The 17722-nt window shown below is 54.1% G+C and carries 15 protein-coding genes; 11 read left to right on the top strand and 4 right to left on the bottom strand.

The annotated features are described in order from the left end of the window. Nucleotides 1–70: 70 nt before the first annotated feature. Complete coding sequence (locus tag ABC395_RS14455; RefSeq protein ID WP_413004079.1) at nucleotides 71–640, top strand: SF0329 family protein; 570 nt, start codon at nucleotides 71–73, stop codon at nucleotides 638–640. Nucleotides 641–748: 108 nt separating this feature from the next. Here ABC395_RS14455 and ABC395_RS14450 read toward each other — a convergent pair whose 3' ends face one another. Beyond that, the gene (locus ABC395_RS14450; RefSeq protein ID WP_413004077.1) at nucleotides 749–1327 is read right to left on the bottom strand and encodes a TetR/AcrR family transcriptional regulator; all 579 of its coding nucleotides are present in this window, start codon (nucleotides 1325–1327) and stop codon (nucleotides 749–751) included. Nucleotides 1328–1520: 193 nt separating this feature from the next. Between ABC395_RS14450 and lpdA the strand changes: the two genes are divergently transcribed. Both lpdA and ABC395_RS14440 read left to right on the top strand, forming a co-directional pair. Next, nucleotides 1521–2903 (top strand): dihydrolipoyl dehydrogenase, encoded by a 1383-nt coding sequence (lpdA, locus tag ABC395_RS14445; protein WP_413004075.1) that lies wholly within the window; start codon nucleotides 1521–1523, stop codon nucleotides 2901–2903. 235 nt (nucleotides 2904–3138) lie between these two features. After that, entirely contained in the window at nucleotides 3139–3276 is a 138-nt protein-coding gene (locus tag ABC395_RS14440) for a hypothetical protein (RefSeq protein WP_413004073.1), read from the top strand. A 38-nt stretch (nucleotides 3277–3314) separates the two neighbouring features. On the opposite strand, the gene ABC395_RS14435 is transcribed toward ABC395_RS14440, so the two are convergent. Further along, the gene (locus ABC395_RS14435) at nucleotides 3315–4565 is read right to left on the bottom strand and encodes an MDR family MFS transporter (RefSeq protein WP_413004071.1); all 1251 of its coding nucleotides are present in this window, start codon (nucleotides 4563–4565) and stop codon (nucleotides 3315–3317) included. A gap of 125 nt (nucleotides 4566–4690) precedes the next feature. Here ABC395_RS14435 and ABC395_RS14430 point away from each other — a divergent pair, with 125 nt between their 5' ends. Together ABC395_RS14430 and ABC395_RS14425 are read left to right on the top strand one after the other, a co-directional pair. After that, complete coding sequence (locus ABC395_RS14430) at nucleotides 4691–6532, top strand: SgrR family transcriptional regulator (protein ID WP_413004070.1); 1842 nt, start codon at nucleotides 4691–4693, stop codon at nucleotides 6530–6532. A 74-nt stretch (nucleotides 6533–6606) separates the two neighbouring features. Then, nucleotides 6607–7074 carry a hypothetical protein gene (locus tag ABC395_RS14425; protein ID WP_413004069.1) on the top strand — a complete coding sequence of 156 codons (468 nt, stop codon included), beginning with the start codon at nucleotides 6607–6609 and terminating at the stop codon, nucleotides 7072–7074. A gap of 244 nt (nucleotides 7075–7318) precedes the next feature. On the opposite strand, the gene ABC395_RS14420 is transcribed toward ABC395_RS14425, so the two are convergent. Then, the gene (locus tag ABC395_RS14420; protein WP_413004068.1) at nucleotides 7319–8173 is read right to left on the bottom strand and encodes a phosphotransferase family protein; all 855 of its coding nucleotides are present in this window, start codon (nucleotides 8171–8173) and stop codon (nucleotides 7319–7321) included. Between the two features lie 312 nt (nucleotides 8174–8485). Here ABC395_RS14420 and dhaK point away from each other — a divergent pair, with 312 nt between their 5' ends. Then, a complete protein-coding gene (gene dhaK / locus ABC395_RS14415) occupies nucleotides 8486–10249 on the top strand; it encodes a dihydroxyacetone kinase subunit DhaK (protein WP_413004067.1) in 1764 nt (587 codons plus the stop codon). 35 nt (nucleotides 10250–10284) lie between these two features. Here the strand turns inward: dhaK and ABC395_RS14410 are convergent, their stop codons facing one another. Further along, on the bottom strand, nucleotides 10285–10677 hold the full coding sequence (locus ABC395_RS14410) for a PI-PLC domain-containing protein (RefSeq protein WP_413004065.1): 393 nt from the start codon (nucleotides 10675–10677) through the stop codon (nucleotides 10285–10287). Nucleotides 10678–10893: 216 nt separating this feature from the next. Here ABC395_RS14410 and ABC395_RS14405 point away from each other — a divergent pair, with 216 nt between their 5' ends. The 5 genes from ABC395_RS14405 (at nucleotide 10894) to ABC395_RS14385 (ending at nucleotide 17713) form a co-directional block, all read left to right on the top strand. Further along, nucleotides 10894–13401: a WG repeat-containing protein gene (locus tag ABC395_RS14405; protein ID WP_413004064.1), complete on the top strand. Its 2508-nt coding sequence runs from the start codon at nucleotides 10894–10896 to the stop codon at nucleotides 13399–13401. A 117-nt stretch (nucleotides 13402–13518) separates the two neighbouring features. Beyond that, a complete protein-coding gene (locus ABC395_RS14400) occupies nucleotides 13519–14745 on the top strand; it encodes an ABC transporter substrate-binding protein (RefSeq protein ID WP_413004063.1) in 1227 nt (408 codons plus the stop codon). Between the two features lie 44 nt (nucleotides 14746–14789). Beyond that, nucleotides 14790–15791, top strand: coding sequence for an ABC transporter substrate-binding protein (locus ABC395_RS14395; protein ID WP_413004061.1), 1002 nt, complete (start codon nucleotides 14790–14792; stop codon nucleotides 15789–15791). Nucleotides 15792–15981: 190 nt separating this feature from the next. Beyond that, complete coding sequence (locus ABC395_RS14390; protein WP_413004060.1) at nucleotides 15982–16848, top strand: alpha/beta hydrolase; 867 nt, start codon at nucleotides 15982–15984, stop codon at nucleotides 16846–16848. A gap of 55 nt (nucleotides 16849–16903) precedes the next feature. Further along, nucleotides 16904–17713, top strand: coding sequence for a 2,3-dihydro-2,3-dihydroxybenzoate dehydrogenase (locus ABC395_RS14385; protein ID WP_413004058.1), 810 nt, complete (start codon nucleotides 16904–16906; stop codon nucleotides 17711–17713). Nucleotides 17714–17722 lie beyond the last annotated feature (9 nt).

The following is a 17722-nucleotide window of genomic DNA, read 5'->3' as shown; positions in this document are numbered from 1 at the left end:
ATTGTTTCAAATAAACAGCCCGGCAGCCGTGAATACGAGGGGTCAGGCATTGAGAACATAGGAGGATTATATGTCCTGGAGCAAATTGAAGCAGCAGCTGGAGAGTTTTCTCTGTCCCGCCTTGCATGGCAGGGTGGAGTACCGCGCAACCAGTTACCGGTATTTACCTGATAAAGCCGGGGATTGCTACATTACGGTGGATAAAAAGAATGTACTCAATATGAGTGATAAAACCGGCTTAATCAAATGGTATCAGACGGAACTGGAAATTAAGAATGATTCCGATATCCAAATTCCTATCCATAAGGAAGAAATGGAAGCCTTCCGAAAAGATACCAAGGGGACGGTTCCGGAGGATCGTATACAAGTTATTATAAGAAACAGAAAAATATCGGAGCACGCAAAGGAGCTTTTGTCCGCACAAGCTTCCTTAAGTAAATCCAATTTTAACGTGGCGGCTAACAAGTTCTTAACCACTTCTATAGAAGATAGTTTAGAGAGCAAGGATATCCTGCTGAATATTCTAGCTTTAGTGGACAGACGAGTCGGAAAAAAACGGATTTTAAACATGAGTGAGAAGATAAAATTAAAACATCCGATCGTGCAGTATTTTTATGAACTCCGGCTTCGAACATTTTGAATGTCTTGTAAACTAATTTCTTTCAGGCCGGGACAAACACAAAAAAAGCACGCTGCGAATTGGCGTGTTTTTTTGCGCTTGCTGTAAATTGTACAAGCAACCCGGCTCCTACCCGGTTGATGAGGTTCTGACCAGTTCTTTGGCGGCCTGCTTGCCGGCCGAGAGAAGATTATCGCTCAGTTCAGCATCATTAACCGTCCGTGCAAGAATAAGAGAGCCGACCATGGTACTGAACAGAGCTCTCCCTTTGGACAGATCCATTTCCGCCAGATTGGAGATAAAAGCAATCATTCTCTCCACTTCGCGGGTGAAAATTTGCCGAACTTCTTCTGAAGAACGGGATATTTCCGCAGAAAGGGCGGGAATCATGCAGCCCGTGTCCGTCTTGTCCCGGTGATAAGAACTTAAATAATAATCGATGACCGTATTGATTTTGGGGTTCTGCTTCTCCTGATCGGCGGCTTTCTGCAAAAGCGCGATGGTATCGGTAATGGCATACCGGCAGGCTTCTGCAACCAGTTGTTCTTTGTTGTCAAAGTGCGCATAAAAACCTCCGTGAGTCAATCCGGCCCCTTTCATAATGAACGGAACGCTTACATCGTGAATACCCTTGGCGCGAAAAGCCTGGGCAGCACTTTCAATGATCTTATTGCGCACTTTCGTTTTATGGCCTTTGGGATACGGCATGACAGTCACCCCGCTGCTTCAATCTCTTTTCAAAATATTATAATCATCATAATAATAGCTGTCAATTTAGGGAGATCCTATCTGTCAGCTCCATGAACTGTTGATCGCGGCTGTTGACGTTTCTGAAATATGATGACTATAATATATTATGAACATCATATTATAAGCGACTTTTACTGGAGGGTATCGGAATATGAGCAAGCTAGAAGCGGTTGAAACGTTGGTAATCGGATCAGGTCCCGGAGGTTACGTGGCGGCGCTGCGTTCTTCACAGCTTGGTATGAAGACGGCGATTGTGGAACGTGGTCAGCTTGGGGGAGTCTGCACGCACGTCGGCTGCATTCCATCCAAGGCGCTAATAGCTGAATCGCATCGCTATGAATGGCTTAGAACGTTTAAACATGCGGATGCGGCAGCCTCATTTGAACATGCCCAGGATTTTAAGCAGGGGATTGTGAATAAACAGGCAGGCGGAGTCAGCTATTTATTAAAGACTGCCGGTGTGAGCATTCTGGAAGGGGAGGCCCGTTTGGTTGATGAACATACGGCTGTTATCAATCAATCCGGACAGGAACAAACCATATCTTTTAAGCACGCCATACTGGCAACAGGCTCCCGGCCGATTGAACTGCAAGCATTCCCGTTCGGCGGCCGTATTCTGTCTTCCACAGAAGCACTGTCGCTCCGTGAGGCTCCGGCCAGCCTCATAGTGATTGGAGGTGGATATATCGGTGTCGAACTGGGGCAAATGTATGCCAAATTCGGAACAAAGGTTACGATTGTGGAGGGAGGAGAACAAGTACTGCCCGGATTCGAGTCGGAGCTTACGGGCCCTGTTATCCGGCAATTAAAATCCGACGGTATCGAGGTGATTACAGGTGCGACAGCGGAACATGCAGTCCAAAACGCAAACACCATTACACTCCACTATTCACAAAATGGGATGAAGCATCAAGTTGCAGCGGAATATATGCTGGTCACTGTCGGCAGAAAACCGAACACAGACGGCAAACTGGGACTGGAGCGCATAGGCTTGCCGGTGACGAGCAGGGGATTGATTGCGACGGACGCACAGGGCAGAACGGCTGTCCCGCATATTTTCGCAATCGGAGATATTACGGCCGGTCCGGCCCTCGCTCACAAGGCTTCCTATGAAGCCAAAGTTGCGGCGGAAGCTATCGCGGGCCTTACGTCCGAGATTGATTACAAAGCACTTCCGCTCGTCGTCTTTTCAAATCCGGAGCTGGCCAGCGTCGGCGTGAGCGAAACGGAAGCAAAGGCAAAAGCCATCCCGGTTGTTACCGGAAAAGCATTTTTCGGGATCAACGGACGAGCGTTGGCATTGAGTGAGCCAGAAGGATTCGTCAAGATTGTGGCGGACCCGGTTTCCGGTATCGTGATCGGTGCGCAGATCGTTGGAGTGGAGGCCTCGACACTCATATCGGAGCTTGCTCTTGCTATCGAGATGGGGGCGACTGCGGAGGACTTGGCTATGACGATTCATCCCCATCCTACATTGGGCGAAGTGATTATGGAAGCTGCCGAAAACACGGTCAAAAAAATGACGAAAAAATAAGTCCGATATCCCTTTGAAAATACCCCGGCCGGGATGTGAAATAATAACAAACTGTAAGCGGTGTGTGACTGGCGGAGACATGGAGTACCATGAGAGAGCACACCGACGCTGCTGCAAGGATGACCGCGGAGTTCCATCCGTGCATCTCTTACGGCAAACGCCTGGGCATAGTATCCGATTTCCGGTCGGGTACTTTTTGTTTTTTTAAGTTTGGGAGAGGACAGGTGAAGAAGCGTTGAAAATGGGATTTGTTTTGTTCGACGGTATGACTGCGCTCGATTTTGCCGGTTTTTATGAGGCCGTCACGTGGATGGGCATCTTGAAGGCGAAAGGAACGTGGCTTGGGAATTTTGTGCGGACAAGCCCGAAGTGACGGACGACCGGGGCACGGCCTTGTTATATTTTCACATGTCAGCAAGGTTCGGAAAGCCCGGACGTTTTCGTTTTCGTCCCTGCCGCATGTTCTCTGAGCTGCTGCCCCCGGTGAAAGAACGGAAAAGCGGCAAACGCGAGCAGCATCAAAATGCCGAAGATAACAGGTCCCTGGCCGAACCCAAGCTCCTTAAGCAGCAGCCCGCCGATCCAGGCGCACAGGCTCTGCCCCAGGAATGCGAAGCCGCTGGCTCCGTAATAAGCGCCCCGGAGACGCTCGGGAGCGATTTCGCCTATAAGCACGTCACCGACGACGAAGCATAGAATCTCGCCCATGGTGAACACAATCATCGAGAGAAAAAGCAGAGCCGTATTCTCGAAAAGACCGAATCCCAGAAGTCCCGCCCCGAACAGGAGGCAGCCCGTTTTCAACGCGGTCAGGGACGTGTAACGCTTCATAAACCGGGTCAACGGATACTGCAGGATAAGCACGCATAACGTGTTGACGACAAACAGGCTGGAATAAACCGCTACCCGGTCATGGCCGATGTACTGCGATAAAGTTGTATCCAAGTGCGAGTAAGCGCCCGCAACGAAAAAATTGCCGAGCAGAAGGTACAGGAACACCTTATCGGTAAAAACGATTTTCATCATCTGCTTCACGGTCGCGCCGGGCTCATCCCTGCTCTGGAGCAGGTGCCTGAAGGAGAACATAAACACGAGGAGCAGTGCGGCATAGACGGCATAAATAGAAGCGCTGACCAGAAAAGGCAGCAGGGAAGACGTGCCTCCGACACCCAGCTTTAAGCCGATCAAAGGCCCGACGGCACCGCCGATATTGATGGCGAAATACCGTGCGTTAAACACCTCTGTGCGGCTTTCGGCAGGTGTCACATCGGCCAGCAGGGCGCGTGCGGCAGGCTCGAACACGTTCCGGAACAGTCCGTTCAGGGCGCTGAGGACAAAAAACAGCCAAGTCGCATCGGCGAAGGCAAAGCCGACAAACACCAGACTCCAGGCCGCCATCGAGGCGATCATCACGGGATAACGGCCCAGACGGTCCGACAGCGCGCCTCCGGCAAAACTGCCCAGCGTGCCCACGAACAGGCTTACAGCCAGGATGGCACCGATTGTCGCCGGATCGATCCCTTTGACTTTGCCCAGATAAATGCCGAGAAACGGGATGGTCATAAAAAATCCGGTCCGGGACAGGAATGTCCCGATAATGACTCCCCAGGCGACGGGGTGAAAGGAGGGAATGCGGAATTTTCTTGCCTTTTTTGCTTGCATGGGGATCATCCTTCTCTTTTGTCGTTATGTTCAGTATAGCTACACAAAAGGGGATGAAAAGTGTATGATTTGATGGAATCAGTTCACCTTTTAGAATGAACTTATCCGAAACGGAGGGCAAAACCATGCAGACCGCGCTGCCTTTTTTGGAACTTCGGCTGTATTTCAGAGACAGGGAGCCGCAAAAGCCTTTCTCCGTTACGGTCGAAGAACTGGCCGGTATCTGGCACTGCACGCCGCGTTACGTGAAGCTGATCGTCCGCGCACTGTGCGAGCAGGGATGGATCGATTGGCAGCCCGGCAGGGGGCGCGGAAACAAATCGAAGCTGACATTCGTGCTGGATTCCGAGGACCTGCTTCTGGAGGAAGTCCGCCGGCGAACGGAACAGGGCGAGGTTCACGAAGCGATGGAGCTGATGAACCGGTTCGGCGGTCCCGCCGTCAAGGACCGGTTTATGGACTGGATATCCGAAGGCATCGGCTTTTCGACGGAAGGCGTGTCGGAGTCTCCGCTGGAAACGCTTTGTATGCCTGTTTTCCGATCCATTACGACACTGGACCCGGGCCTTGTCTATTACGCCTTCGACTGTCATATGGCCCGGCAGCTTTTCAACACCCTTGTCGAATATGATGAACAATTGCAGCGTGTTATTCCCTGTATCGCGCACTCTTGGGAAAGCAGTCCGGACGCCAGAGAGTGGACCTTTTATTTGAGAAAAAACGTCCTTTTCCACCACGGGAGAGAGCTTAATGCGGAAGATGTGATGTTTACCCTTAACCGGCTCAGGAACGAACCCGACCGTTATGACAGCGGATGGATGTTCCGGGACATCGAGCGGATGGACGCTCCCGACCGGAAGACCGTCGTCATCCGGCTAAGGGAGCCGAATTACCTGTTCCTGAGATTTTTATGTACGATCGCGGCCGCAATCGTACCGGAGGATATCGTGAGCCGGGATGAGGCGGGATTCGCCCGGATGCCTGCAGGCACGGGACCTTTCAAGGTCGTATACCGCAATGAGGGCAAATGCGTGCTGGAAGCTTTCCCGGATCACTTTCGTGGCCGGGCCCATCTCGATCGCGTGGAAGTGCTCATATTCCCGCCGGAAGAATCAGGCCGGTTGAAGGAGCCTGACTGGACGTCGATCATGACTTCCCACGGCGAGACATCCGGAGCGGGACGGGAGGCTCTGGTCAACGGAGGTGGGGGCTGGCGCAGCATGGAGACCCTGCTCAACTGCAGCAGCATGCTCGTGTTTAACCAAAGAACAAGCGGCCCTCACAATCATCCCTTATTCCGGGAAGCGCTCCATCATATTATCGAGAGGGAAGCTCTGATCGCGGATCTGAAAGGAGAACGGCTATGCCCGGCCCATGGCTTCCATCCGCAGGCGGATATGAGGCAGAGGGCGGAAGACGGTTATCCCGTGAAGGGACGGTCTGAAATCAAGACGCTTCTGGAGCAGAGCGGGTATGCCGGGGAAATACTGGAGCTCGTCACGTATTCCTATCACGAAGAAGACGCCCGCTGGATTCAGGAACGCGCCCGTTCGTTCGGCGTTGCTATTAAGATCTTGGTCCGAACCCCGGAGGAATGGTCGGACCGGGCCTCTCTGGAGCGTTATCACTGTCAGCTGTACGGCATTGTTCTGGGAGGCGACGAAGTGCGTGAGCTGGAAGTGTACCTCCAGAACAATTATTTTGCGGCGCTTTGGGATCATGCGACAGAGGAAGTCATCCGCCGGGAGACGGCCGCGATTTTGCGGGAGCCGGGCGAGGCGGAACGCAGGGCGAGATTCGCACATCTCGAACAGTGGGTTTCTCAAACCCGCGCGATTTTGTTCCTCGTTCATAAAACGACGAACACCGCCTTCCACCAATCCGTCCGCGGAGTAAAAATCAACTCTTACGGGTGGGTTGATTTTTATCATATCTGGTTCAATACGCGGGCTGCCGTTTCGACTTGACGGACTGTCGAGAGTTGCTGCCGTTACTGCGGGCAGAATGGCTGGTACATATCACGAATACAGGAAGGCTGCCGATGAAAAAGTTCCGGGGAAAGAGAAGATACTTCCGTCAATTATGGGAGCAGGTTAACGCCTTTTATTTGCAGCCGGATAATGAATCATGGTTTGATTTCTGGCATTTTCACCTTGATTTTTACGGGTTTGGAGAACATAGCGTTAAGCTCAGAAGAGAGCATATTAAAGCTCATATTGCCCTGTACAAAAATTTATTAAAAAGATTGGAACAAATCGAAAAACCCTCTCAAAGCTGGATCTGCCTTCATGAAGAAGACGCGGGTTTGGATGCCGTATATATTCATACATCAAATCCGAACCACGACAATTTCCCTCATAAGTTTGATGCGGTAGATTGGAATTGTAAGATACCGGCTGCGTTTAATGATTTAATTGATCCTGATCTATTCCATGTCGGCTATAAAAAATCCGATGACGGGGGTATCTATTTTATCCAGTCAAAGGAACAAAACATAAAATTGTTTTAAGTTTCGGCTTACCTTTGAACGCTAGCGGAAACATAGGTAACGTTGGATATGCCAAGAAAATGATGGCCGAAAGCTTCAAAAAAAGAAGAACCTTTCTTAGGTTCTTCTTTTTATAGCGGAAGCGGCTGCCCCCGATAATTGAAATGGCCGGAGATGTATGAGATATCATTTGCACGTACTTCGGACAAGTAAAATTTATTTCCTTTCTTAGCTGAGGCTTTCTTGGAGCGGCAGCCTTTTGGCTTCACTCCAGTCCCTTCAAAGTTTCGAGCCCGCTCTTCAGCGCCTCGGGATCTTTGTTTTCCACGCCGAACAGCGCTTCCTGCAGGGCAAACGTTCCTTTGTAAAAGATTATCCGGCTCAGCATTTCGCGGGCTTCCGGGTTATTATCGAGAACAAGCCGGAAGAAAGATTCCCCGTACGAGGCAAGTAAAGCCGCATAATCGACTGCCGGATCTCCCAATCCGGCCGAACCGAAATCCAGAATTCCGCTTACCCGTCTGGATACGGGCTCATACAAAATATTCGCAGTCCCGAAATCCCCGTGGATGAGCGAAGGGATGATTTCGAAGTTCGCTTTGCAGCCGAGAAACGCGGAGAAATGCCGGTCTGTCCAAGTACGCGCGCCCTGCCTCATGCAGGGATAAAGCCGGCTTTGTATGCGTTCATACATATCCGACCATTCGCGGTAGCCGTCATACACGGGTTCGTGCTGCGCCCGCGCCAGACCTTGCGGGTCCAGTCCGTGCAATTCGTGCAAGAAATCGCCAAGTTGTCCGGCTATATGATGCAGAAACGCTTCGTTCGGGACATGTTCATTCTGGGAATCCTTCGACGCCTCCGCCTGCAAAAGATCGGCTTCAAGCGGTTCTCCCGCGATCTTGTTGTACCCGATGAAAGGGTGTTTTTTAAGTGAGGGGCGTGCATGGATAAAAAACGGTCGTGGAATTTCCAGCGATACATGATCCGCCGCGTAAAGCAGGAAAGCGGCTTCTCTCTCCATTTCACGGATGGCCGATTCGTATTTGGGGAACCGGAAAATCAGCCGGCCGTTTACGAGCCAAACGTCGTTATTTTGCCCGGCTCCGATTTTTTCCATCGTGTCTAAACGCAGTCTCGGGATAATGCTGCCGGATGATTTCCAGATAAGGTTCTGCTTTATTCATAGCGGGCATCTCCTTTTTACTGAATTTTACCAGTACGAACGTTTGAAAGTCTTGGTTTCGTTTGTTGTACGCTCCTTTTGCCTGAAAAGCACATGAAAACCGGGCGGCTACGCGGCCCTGCGCTGCTGGACAGAATACAGGGCGGAATTGTTATAATAGCAGCATAACAAGTTTGCCGACAAACGATAACCTGCGGAAACACGCAGGCCAAGTCTTTTAACATGTTTGACGAGAGGAGCCTTGTGATGAAAAAAATTATGAACACGCCGGAGAACCTTGTTAAAGAGATGTGCAGCGGCTTCGTGCTCGCTCATCCGGGTCTCGAATTTGATCGTAAATATACGGTTATCCGCAAAAAAACAATCTCGCCCGATAAAGTGACGCTGATCAGCGGCGGTGGGAGCGGGCACGAACCGGCGCATGCCGGATTTGTGGGCCAAGGAATGCTCGATGCCGCGGTCTGCGGCGATGTTTTCGCTTCTCCGTCCCAGATTCAGGTGTATCAGGCGATTCGTTCGACCGCCGGCCGGAAGGGAACGCTTCTCCTTATAAAAAATTACAGCGGCGACATCATGAACTTCAAGAATGCGGCTCATCTTGCGGGCGAAGACGGCATACAAGTCGATTATGTGAAAGTGGACGACGATATTGCCGTTGAGGACAGCTTGTACACCGTAGGAAGAAGAGGCGTTGCCGGAACGGTTCTGGTACATAAAATAGCGGGCGCGGCCGCGGAAGCGGGGCTGTCACTGGATGAGGTAAAGCGGGCGGCGCAGAAAGCCGTGGACTGTACGAAAAGCATCGGTTTCGCCCTGTCGTCATGCACGGTACCCGCCAAAGGCACCCCGACTTTCTCGATAAACGGGAATGAAATGGAGTACGGGGTCGGCATCCACGGCGAACCCGGCATCCGGCGCGAGCCTCTGCTTACGGCCGGTGAATTGGCCGGCCGAATGGTTGCCGAGTTGCTGCGAAGCCTGCCCGAAGACAGCGGCCGTCCGCCGGAAGTGGCCGTCCTGGTCAACGGTTTCGGCGGCACGCCTCTGCAGGAATTGTATGTGCTGAACCATTCCGTTCAGAAGGAGCTGGCCTTGCGTAACGTTGCCGTTTATAAAACGCTTGTGGGCAATTACATGACCAGCATCGATATGGAAGGCGCTTCCCTCACCCTGATGAAGCTGGACGAAGAGCTGAAAGAATGGCTTCGCGCGGAATGCGATACACCGGCTCTCACCGTCCGTGAGCACGTTGAGCCCGCCAGCTATACGGAAGTCGTTCCGGCGGCGGAGGCACACGGAGATAAGACCGTTTCCTTCCGTGTAGGGACCCCTGAAGAAAGCGCCATTGTTCATCACGGCAGGTTGTCATTGGACAATATGATCTATCTGGTGGATACGATGAGCGAAATCATTATCGACAACGAGGTGCCGTTCTGCGAACTGGACGCGCATGCGGGAGACGGCGATTTCGGTATGAGCGTCGCGAAAGGGTTCAAGCGGCTGAAAACGGAATGGGATGAAATAACCGCTTCGGCTGAGGACATCGGGTCTTTCCTGGATGCCTGCTCCCTGATTATAATGGAGCACTGCGGCGGCGCTTCCGGTCCGATCTGGGGGTCCGCTTTCCGTGCGGCGGGCAGAAACGTCCGGGGCAAAGACAGCCTGGATGCGGCGGATATCGCCGGAATGCTGCAGGCTGCGGTCCGGGGCATTCAGGACACGGGCGAGCGATCTTTCGGCAGAGGAGCGGTAGTCGGTGACAAGACGCTGATTGATGCGCTTGTTCCTTACGCCGATTCCTGGGAAGCGAGCGCCGCCTCAGGAGCGGATTTAAAGTCCGCCGGGGCAGCTGCCGCCGAAGCCGCGGTCCGGGGAGCGAAGGAGACGGAGACTATCGTCGCCCGGATGGGCAGAGCGGGAACCGTCGGCGAGCGGAGCATCGGCTATCCCGATGCGGGAGCGCACGCGCTGGGAGTTATTTTCACGGGCCTCGCCAAAGCGCTCAAATAACCGAAGGGAAGACACCATCCCGCCTTCGCGATACGTCAAAGAACCGGCCTCTGCAAAGAGGGCCGGTTCTTTTTGCCGATGCGGCGGAGCTGCTCGCAGCGGGGTTTTAACCTATTTTCCGTATAGGGGAGCGATCCGGTCAATAGGGTTTGTCCAGATTCCGCCGGTATAAGCGTCAGACAGGCGTTAGATGTCTGGGGGGTATCGAAGCCGCTGGAAAAATCGCTTCCGTCGCCTCCGACTACAATAACGCGGGTGCCTGCCTTGTCCAACCGGTGGAGGAATTTGTCCGGACAGCCCCATAACCACGGCGCGATTTTCTCGGGAATATGCAGCTGTGTCCGGTCGCAAACGGAGGGCATATAGCCTGTCCAGCCTGCGTCGATGTATGGAATCAGACAGCTTTTCAGCGTGGCTTTCGACAGCACCCGGATTGCGGGAAGCTCTGCTTTGAGCGCATCGATCGGCGATTGTTCATCGAATTCAGCCGTATCCGAAAGGGCCGTACAGCTCGGCGGTGACCCCGGACAGGGTCCGTTTTTCGCTTCTAATCTTCACTGCTACGAATTTCACACAGCCGGAAAACATATATAAGGAAGTAAAGCATACGATTAGCGGAGAACCGGGAAAAAGGGGGATCGGCTATGCCGGCTAACGAGACGCAGTTGACTTTGCTGGTTTCGACGTTTTTGCCGCATGGAGCGCAGCTGGTAACGATAGAAAAGCCCGCCCCTCACAAAGCGATTCACTTCGCTGACTTAACAGGGGGCGGCATACCGGAAATCGCGGCGGTTTATCGGTTGAACGATGAACTGCATCTGCTTATTTTGACGTACCGGGAAGGCGTTTGGCAAAAAGCGGCGGCCGCTAAAGGAGCCGGCTACGGAGTAACGCTGCTGTCGTCGGCCCCCGTGCTGCGGGCGGGTCTTAACAACCTTATCGTCGGCTGGCAGGTCGGGTCCATCTGGTCGAAGCTGTCGGTTTACGAATGGACGGCCGAGGGACTGAAAGATGCCGCTCCCGCGGACATGAGCTACAGTTATATCGAAGTGGAGGATATGCCGGGTGCTGCGGGGCGTGACGGGCAAGCCGAGGCGGCGCTGTGGATTCATGACACGGGAGAAGCCTACCGCGTGGAGGTGTTGAGATGGAACAAGGGGACGTTTGTGCCGGCGCCGGATGTGTACCCCTATTATTTTCCGCGTGTAGTCCGGTACTACGAGGCGATGACACATCGGCATCCGGATTATACGTTTTACTGGTATTATCTGGCCGACGCCCGGTACCGGGCGGGAATGCCGGAGGCGGCGCTGCCGGCGGTTCGTAAGGCGCTGTCATTCGAAACGCCCTATCCTTCGCGCGATAAACTGCTGGAGCTCCAGTGGAGGATTTTGAAAACACTGGGCGGATCGGACACGCCGCGTATCCCGGCCCTGTATCCCGCTCCTCTGCAAACGGCATCCGGACGGAAATGGGGCTACATCGGCCCGGACGGAAAGCCGGTGATCCGGCCGGTTTACGAGGAAGCCGCCGACTTCCAGGAGAACGGCCTCGCAGTCGTCGGGCAGAACGGAAAATACGGCCTCATCGACGGGAATGCTCGTTTTGTCGTACCGCCCGTTTACGAGTCGATCAACCCGTTTTCCGAGCACCGGGCGGTCGTCATCGACAAGGAAGGGTTCAGGCTCATCGACGAGAAGGGACAGGTGCTTACCGGCCCCGCTTACCCGTTCATCGCCAATATGGAGGACGGAAGAGCCGTCTTCTATGTGACCGGCGGCGATGGAAGCGGCGATCCCGGAACCAGCAGATACGGCTACCTCGATGCGGAGGGCAGGGAGGTGATTCCTGCCCGTTACGGGGAAGCGAACGATTTTGACGACGGCAAGGCCGTCGTCAAAATCCGGGACAACGACTATGCGCTGATCGCTCCGGACGGCCGCAAGCTGGCGTCCTACCCTTACGCCTACGTCGGGCCGCACGGGGACGGCCTGCTTGCCTTTCAGCAAACGTCCGGCGGCAAGTACGGTTACATCGACGAACGTGGAAAAGTGGCGATTCCGCCTTCCTTTACGACGGCGCTTCCTTTTCATGACGGCCGGGCCATTGTCAATACGGCGGAAGATTACAAGTGGACTTACGGCGTTATCGACAAGGCGGGCAGGTTCGTGATGGAGCCGGCTTACAACGATATCCGTGACTTGGGCGAGAAGCAGTTCGCACTGGGCAGAGCGGTAGACCCCGAACAGCCTTTCCTCGGTTCGGTGTACGCGATTGCGGATTGGAACGGGGCACTGCTGTCGGATTTTGTGTACGACGAGGTTTCCGATTTCGAGGACGGGTTGGCTTCCGTGTCCGGAGCCGGGCGCACTTATTTCATCAACCGCAGCGGCAAACCGGCGCCGGGCTATCCGCGTGTAGAGGGAAGCGGCTCGCTGACGCTCGAACCGGGTGGACTCATCAAGGCATACACCGACCGGAGATTGGCTTATTTGAACAGGGCCGGGAAGGTCGTCTGGCGGCAGAATACCGTCATTCCCTTAAGACCGCCCTATGCCGTAAAAGAATTGAAATACAAGCCGAACCCGGACTATCTCGTTTACTACCCGCAGGTCGAAGGTATGCAAGATAAGACCGGGCAGCGTTCGGTCAACGCTAAATTGAAGGAATTGAGCCGGGTAATACCCGTTCCGGCGGACACGAAGCTCGATTATTCGTATTCCGGCGATTTTGAAGTCGCTTTTTATAAGGAAAAATTGCTGGAGCTTGAGCTGAACGGGTATCACTTCCCGTTTGGCGCCGCCCACGGGATGCCGTCCAAAACGTATGCGATCCTTAACCTGGAGAACGGCCGCATGTACGCGCTTAAAGATTTGTTTAAACCCGGGAGCGATTACGTCCGGATCCTTAGCGGCATCGTCGGCAGGCAGATTAAAGAAGATCCGCAATATTCGTACGTGTTCCCGGACAGTTATACGGGCATCAAACCGGATCAGCCTTTTTATGTGACCGAACAGGCTCTTCATCTGTATTTCTTACCGTATGACATCGGCCCTTATGCGGCTGGTTTTCCGGTTTTTAACATACCCTTCTCCGAGATCGGGGCCATTATCGACAAGGAAGGGGAGTTTTGGAAAGCGTTCCATGCCTGAGGCGGAACGTTTTTCTTTTTTGTTATCATTGATAATCATTATCACTTAAATTAAAATAGAGAGAAGAACCGGAATCCGGCACTTTTGATTATGAATCCCAGATGAGGGGGAATGCAGATGAAGCCGAGCAAATCAGCGGCACGCATCGAGGGCCGCGGAGAGCGCGCAGCGGCCACAAGGCCATACCTGACTGACATCCGGGTATATATGGATACGCATTACCATGAGCCGCTGACCGTCCGGCAGCTTGCCGAACGCGTTCATGTCAGCCCGAAATATTTTGTCGATTTGTTCAAAAAAACGTTCGGGCAGAGCGCCATGGACTATTTGACCGATCTGAGGATAAACCGGGCCAAACGGTATTTGTCCGAGCCGGAACCGCCTCTTTTGAGGGAGATCGCCCAGCGTGTGGGTTATAAAGACGAATACTACTTCAGCCGGAAGTTTAAAAAGGAGGTGGGCATGTCTCCGACGGAGTTCGCGCGCAGTTCGAAGCACCGCATTGCGGCGTGGTCCCCCGACATGACGGGGTATCTGATCGCGCTCGGCCTTACGCCGCTGGCGGCCCCGCTCGATCCCAAATGGACGGCTCACTATTACTACTCGTACCGGAAAAAAATCAGATATGCGCTCAAGCTGACGGACCCTTACATAACGGGCACCTTCGAGGAAAACGCGGATCAGCTGGCCCGTCTGAGACCGGACGCCGTCGTGGCCGGCGACGGATTGAGCGCCGGTCAGCAGGAAGCGATCCGCAATATCGCGCCGGCTCTATTCGTCCCGACTTCGCGCGAGCTTGGCTGGCGGGAGTATTTGCGCGATATCGCGGCTTTTTTGAACCGTGCCGACGAGGCGGAAAAGTGGATCCTCGGATATGATAAACTCGCGGAAGAGGCCCGCGTTCAGTCGGAAGCGGCGCTTGGGGACGACGGGATTCTGATCGTGCGCCTTTACGGCAAAGGGCTGTATTCCTACAGAAACCGGGGAATGGAGGACGTGCTTTTCAAAGATTTGAACCTGCGCCAAGTCGCGGCGGGCACCCATTCCGCACCGATCACTCCCGAAGAGATCAAAGCGCTTGATCCCGGCCGGATTCTCGTTCTGGTCTGCCCGGAATCGGAGTCCAGAGCCTATTGGCTGGCTCTTCAGCATTCACCCGAGTGGAAAACGATCGGAGCTGTCCGTACGGGAAGCATTTATCCCATCTCCGCCGATCCCTGGCTGGAATACTCCCCGGTTGCCGTCGCGCGGATGCTGGATGAAGCGATGCTGCTTTTTACGGGAAAATGTCCAAACGCCTTTCTGGATCATGTGCATGGCGGAAGCCCCCCGGCTGACTTATAATTCCTGTGAATGAGAATCATTATCATAGGGGGCAGGGTCTTTTTATGCGGAATCAATCTGGTATCATGAATAAAATATTTACGGTGAAGGTGCTCACCGTTGTGTGCGCCGCTCTGATGCTGAGTGCTTGCGGAGCCAATCCGAACGCCGAGACGGCTGACGGCAAAAAGGTGGAGACAGGCGCTTCGGCGGCACCGGCCGGAACGGCCGGCGGGCAGGAAAAGACGTTTACGGACGAGCAGGGCCATACCGTGAAAATACCGGCTTCGCCGAAACGGGTTTTTGCGCCATATCTGGAGGACTCGCTGACAAAGCTGGGAGTGACTCCGATCGCCCAGTGGTCCGCGGGCGGACAAGGCAACAGCTACTTGAAGGACAAGCTGAGTCAGGTGCCCAAGCTTGACTTCTCGGGCGGTCCTCCTTCTCCGGAAGTCGTGATCGAGCTTCAGCCCGATCTGATTATTCTGCAGACCGAGTCGTACGCGTCCAACGGAGTGTACGAGAAATATTCCAAAATCGCTCCGACGTACGTGTTCAAAAACGCTTCAAGCGACACGGCTTCTTCGCTAGTCAAGCTGGGAGAGCTGCTTGGCAAGACCGAGGAAGCGAAGCAAGCCTTGCAAGCTTATGACAAGAAGGTTCAGGAAGCGAAAGCAAAGCTGCAGCAGGCCGCGCCGGGCAAAAAAGCCGCCGTTATCCGTTTCGCGAGCAGAGGCGTGAGCCTGATGGGCGGCAAATATCTGGCGGGTGCCGTCGTCCATGATAAGCTTGGCCTGGGTATGTCCAAGCTGGTGGACGGCAAAAATTCCGCGGCCATCTCGCTTGAAGTGCTGCCGGATCTGGATGTGGATTACATCTTTATGATGAACCAGTACGGCCAGGGGACGGAACGGATGAAAGAAATAACCGAAAGCCCGTTCTGGAAAAAGGTTCCCGCCGTCCAGGCCGGTCATGCTTACGAAGTAAACAGCGAGTTTTGGTTGGGAAGCGGAATGATTGCGGACGAAATGATGATCGATGATGTGGTCAAGCTGATTGTAAAATGAGTGAGAACCGTATCCGGCACAACCGGATACGGTTTTTTTGTGAGCTTTTTTCGCTAAAAATGGATTTTAACCAAATAAATTCCGGATTTCTTCCATGTGCCGGGGAGATAGGAGCCTATATAATTTTAAATGAAAATGATTATCAATATCACTAAATTGATTAAATTTACTTCATAGGAGGCCGTAAGGAATGGTTTCACGTGTGGGAACACCCCGCAGAACTTTTCAGGGAGAGACAATGTATGGCGGCGTGGAGATTCCGAACACCGGCCAGCATGTGATGCGTTCGTCCAAAACGAATCTTTCCTACCGGATTATGACGGCACTTCCGCCCGGACCGCCTCCGTCGGCGGGCTATCCCGTCTTTTATGTTCTCGACGGCAATTCGGTTTTCGCCACCGCCGTGGAGGCTGTGCGCGTTCAGTGTCGCCGTCCCGAGGTGACGGGAGTCAAGGCTGCGCTTGTCGTCGGCATCGGGTATCCGACGGACGAACCGTTTCACCCGCAGCGTTATTACGATTACACACCGGAGAAGACCGCCAAATATACGCGCAAGCCGGACGGTACCGTGCTGCCGGAGCAGGGAGGCGCGGCCGCCTTCCTCGATTTTATTCAGGAAGAGCTGAAACCGGCCATCGAGAGGGAATATCCCATCGACCGTCTGAATCAGACGATCATGGGACATTCGCTCGGCGGACTGTTCGTGCTGCATGCGCTTTTTACAAGGCCGGATTATTTCCGTACTTATATCGCAGGAAGTCCCTCCATCCATTGGAACCGCGAATGGCTGGAGGAGCGGGAGAGGCTGTTTACGTCCGCGCTTGACGCGGGGTCCCTGCATGGCCGTGCGGGTGTCCGGGCCTTGATCGCGATGGGCGAACTGGAAAATGCCCATCCGTCGGGCAATTACGGCATGGCCAGAGAGATGGCCGCCCGGTTGTCGAAGCTGGAGAGCCGCGGCTTAACCGCGCAATGGCATTCGTTCGAAGAAGAAGGACATGTCTCCGTTCTTCCCGGGTTGATCAGCCGGGGCCTGAGATTTGCTTCCCGCACGTAGCGTAAGCGGCAGGAGAGCCTGAAAATACAGCATAAGAAAGGGAGCGAATTGAAGGATGAAAGAAAGCCCGTTTGCAGGTGCGCCATACACGGGAATCTCCGGCAAAGTTGCCGTCGTGACCGGAGCCGCCCAAGGCATCGGTGAAGCGGCGGCAGCCGTTCTTGCGGGACTGGGCGCCATTATTGCCGCCGTAGATCTCCAGGGGGAGAAGGTGGAGCGGACAGCCGGAGCTCTGGCAAACTCGGGCGCTTCCGCCGCAGCCTATACGGCCGACGTGTCGGACAGCAGGAGCGTGGAAGAAGTTCTTGCCCGCATCGAGCGGGAGCAGGGCCCGGTCGATATTCTCGTCCATGCGGCCGGAGTACTGCAGCACGGGACCGGGGTTTCCCTGGGCGACGAGGAATGGGAGCGGACTTTTGCCGTGAACACGACGGGTGCCTTCTACGTCTGCCGTTCCGTTATCAGACGTATGTCGGAGCGGCGGCGGGGATCGATCGTGCTGATCGGCTCCAATGCCGGAACTGTGCCCCGTCACGGCATGAGCGCTTATGCCGCTTCCAAGGCCGCCGCGGCCATGATGCTGAAATGCCTCGGTCTGGAACATGCCGCGGACGGCATCCGCTGCAACATCGTTTCCCCGGGGTCCACGGACACGCCGATGCAGCGGGGCATGTGGAAAGACGACGAGGGAGAATTCAAGACCATTTCGGGATCGCCGGAGCTGTACAAGCTGGGCATTCCGCTCGGCAAACTGGCGACTCCGCAGGATATCGCCTGGGCGGCGGCTTTTCTCTCGTCGGATCAGGCGGGTCATATAACGCTTCACGATATTCGAATCGACGGCGGAGCCACGCTCGGCCGCTGACAGATAAAA

It is taken from the genome of Paenibacillus canaveralius, assembly GCF_047238265.1.
Taxonomy (GTDB): domain Bacteria; phylum Bacillota; class Bacilli; order Paenibacillales; family NBRC-103111; genus Paenibacillus_F.
This window is presented reverse-complemented; position numbering and strand designations above follow the sequence as displayed.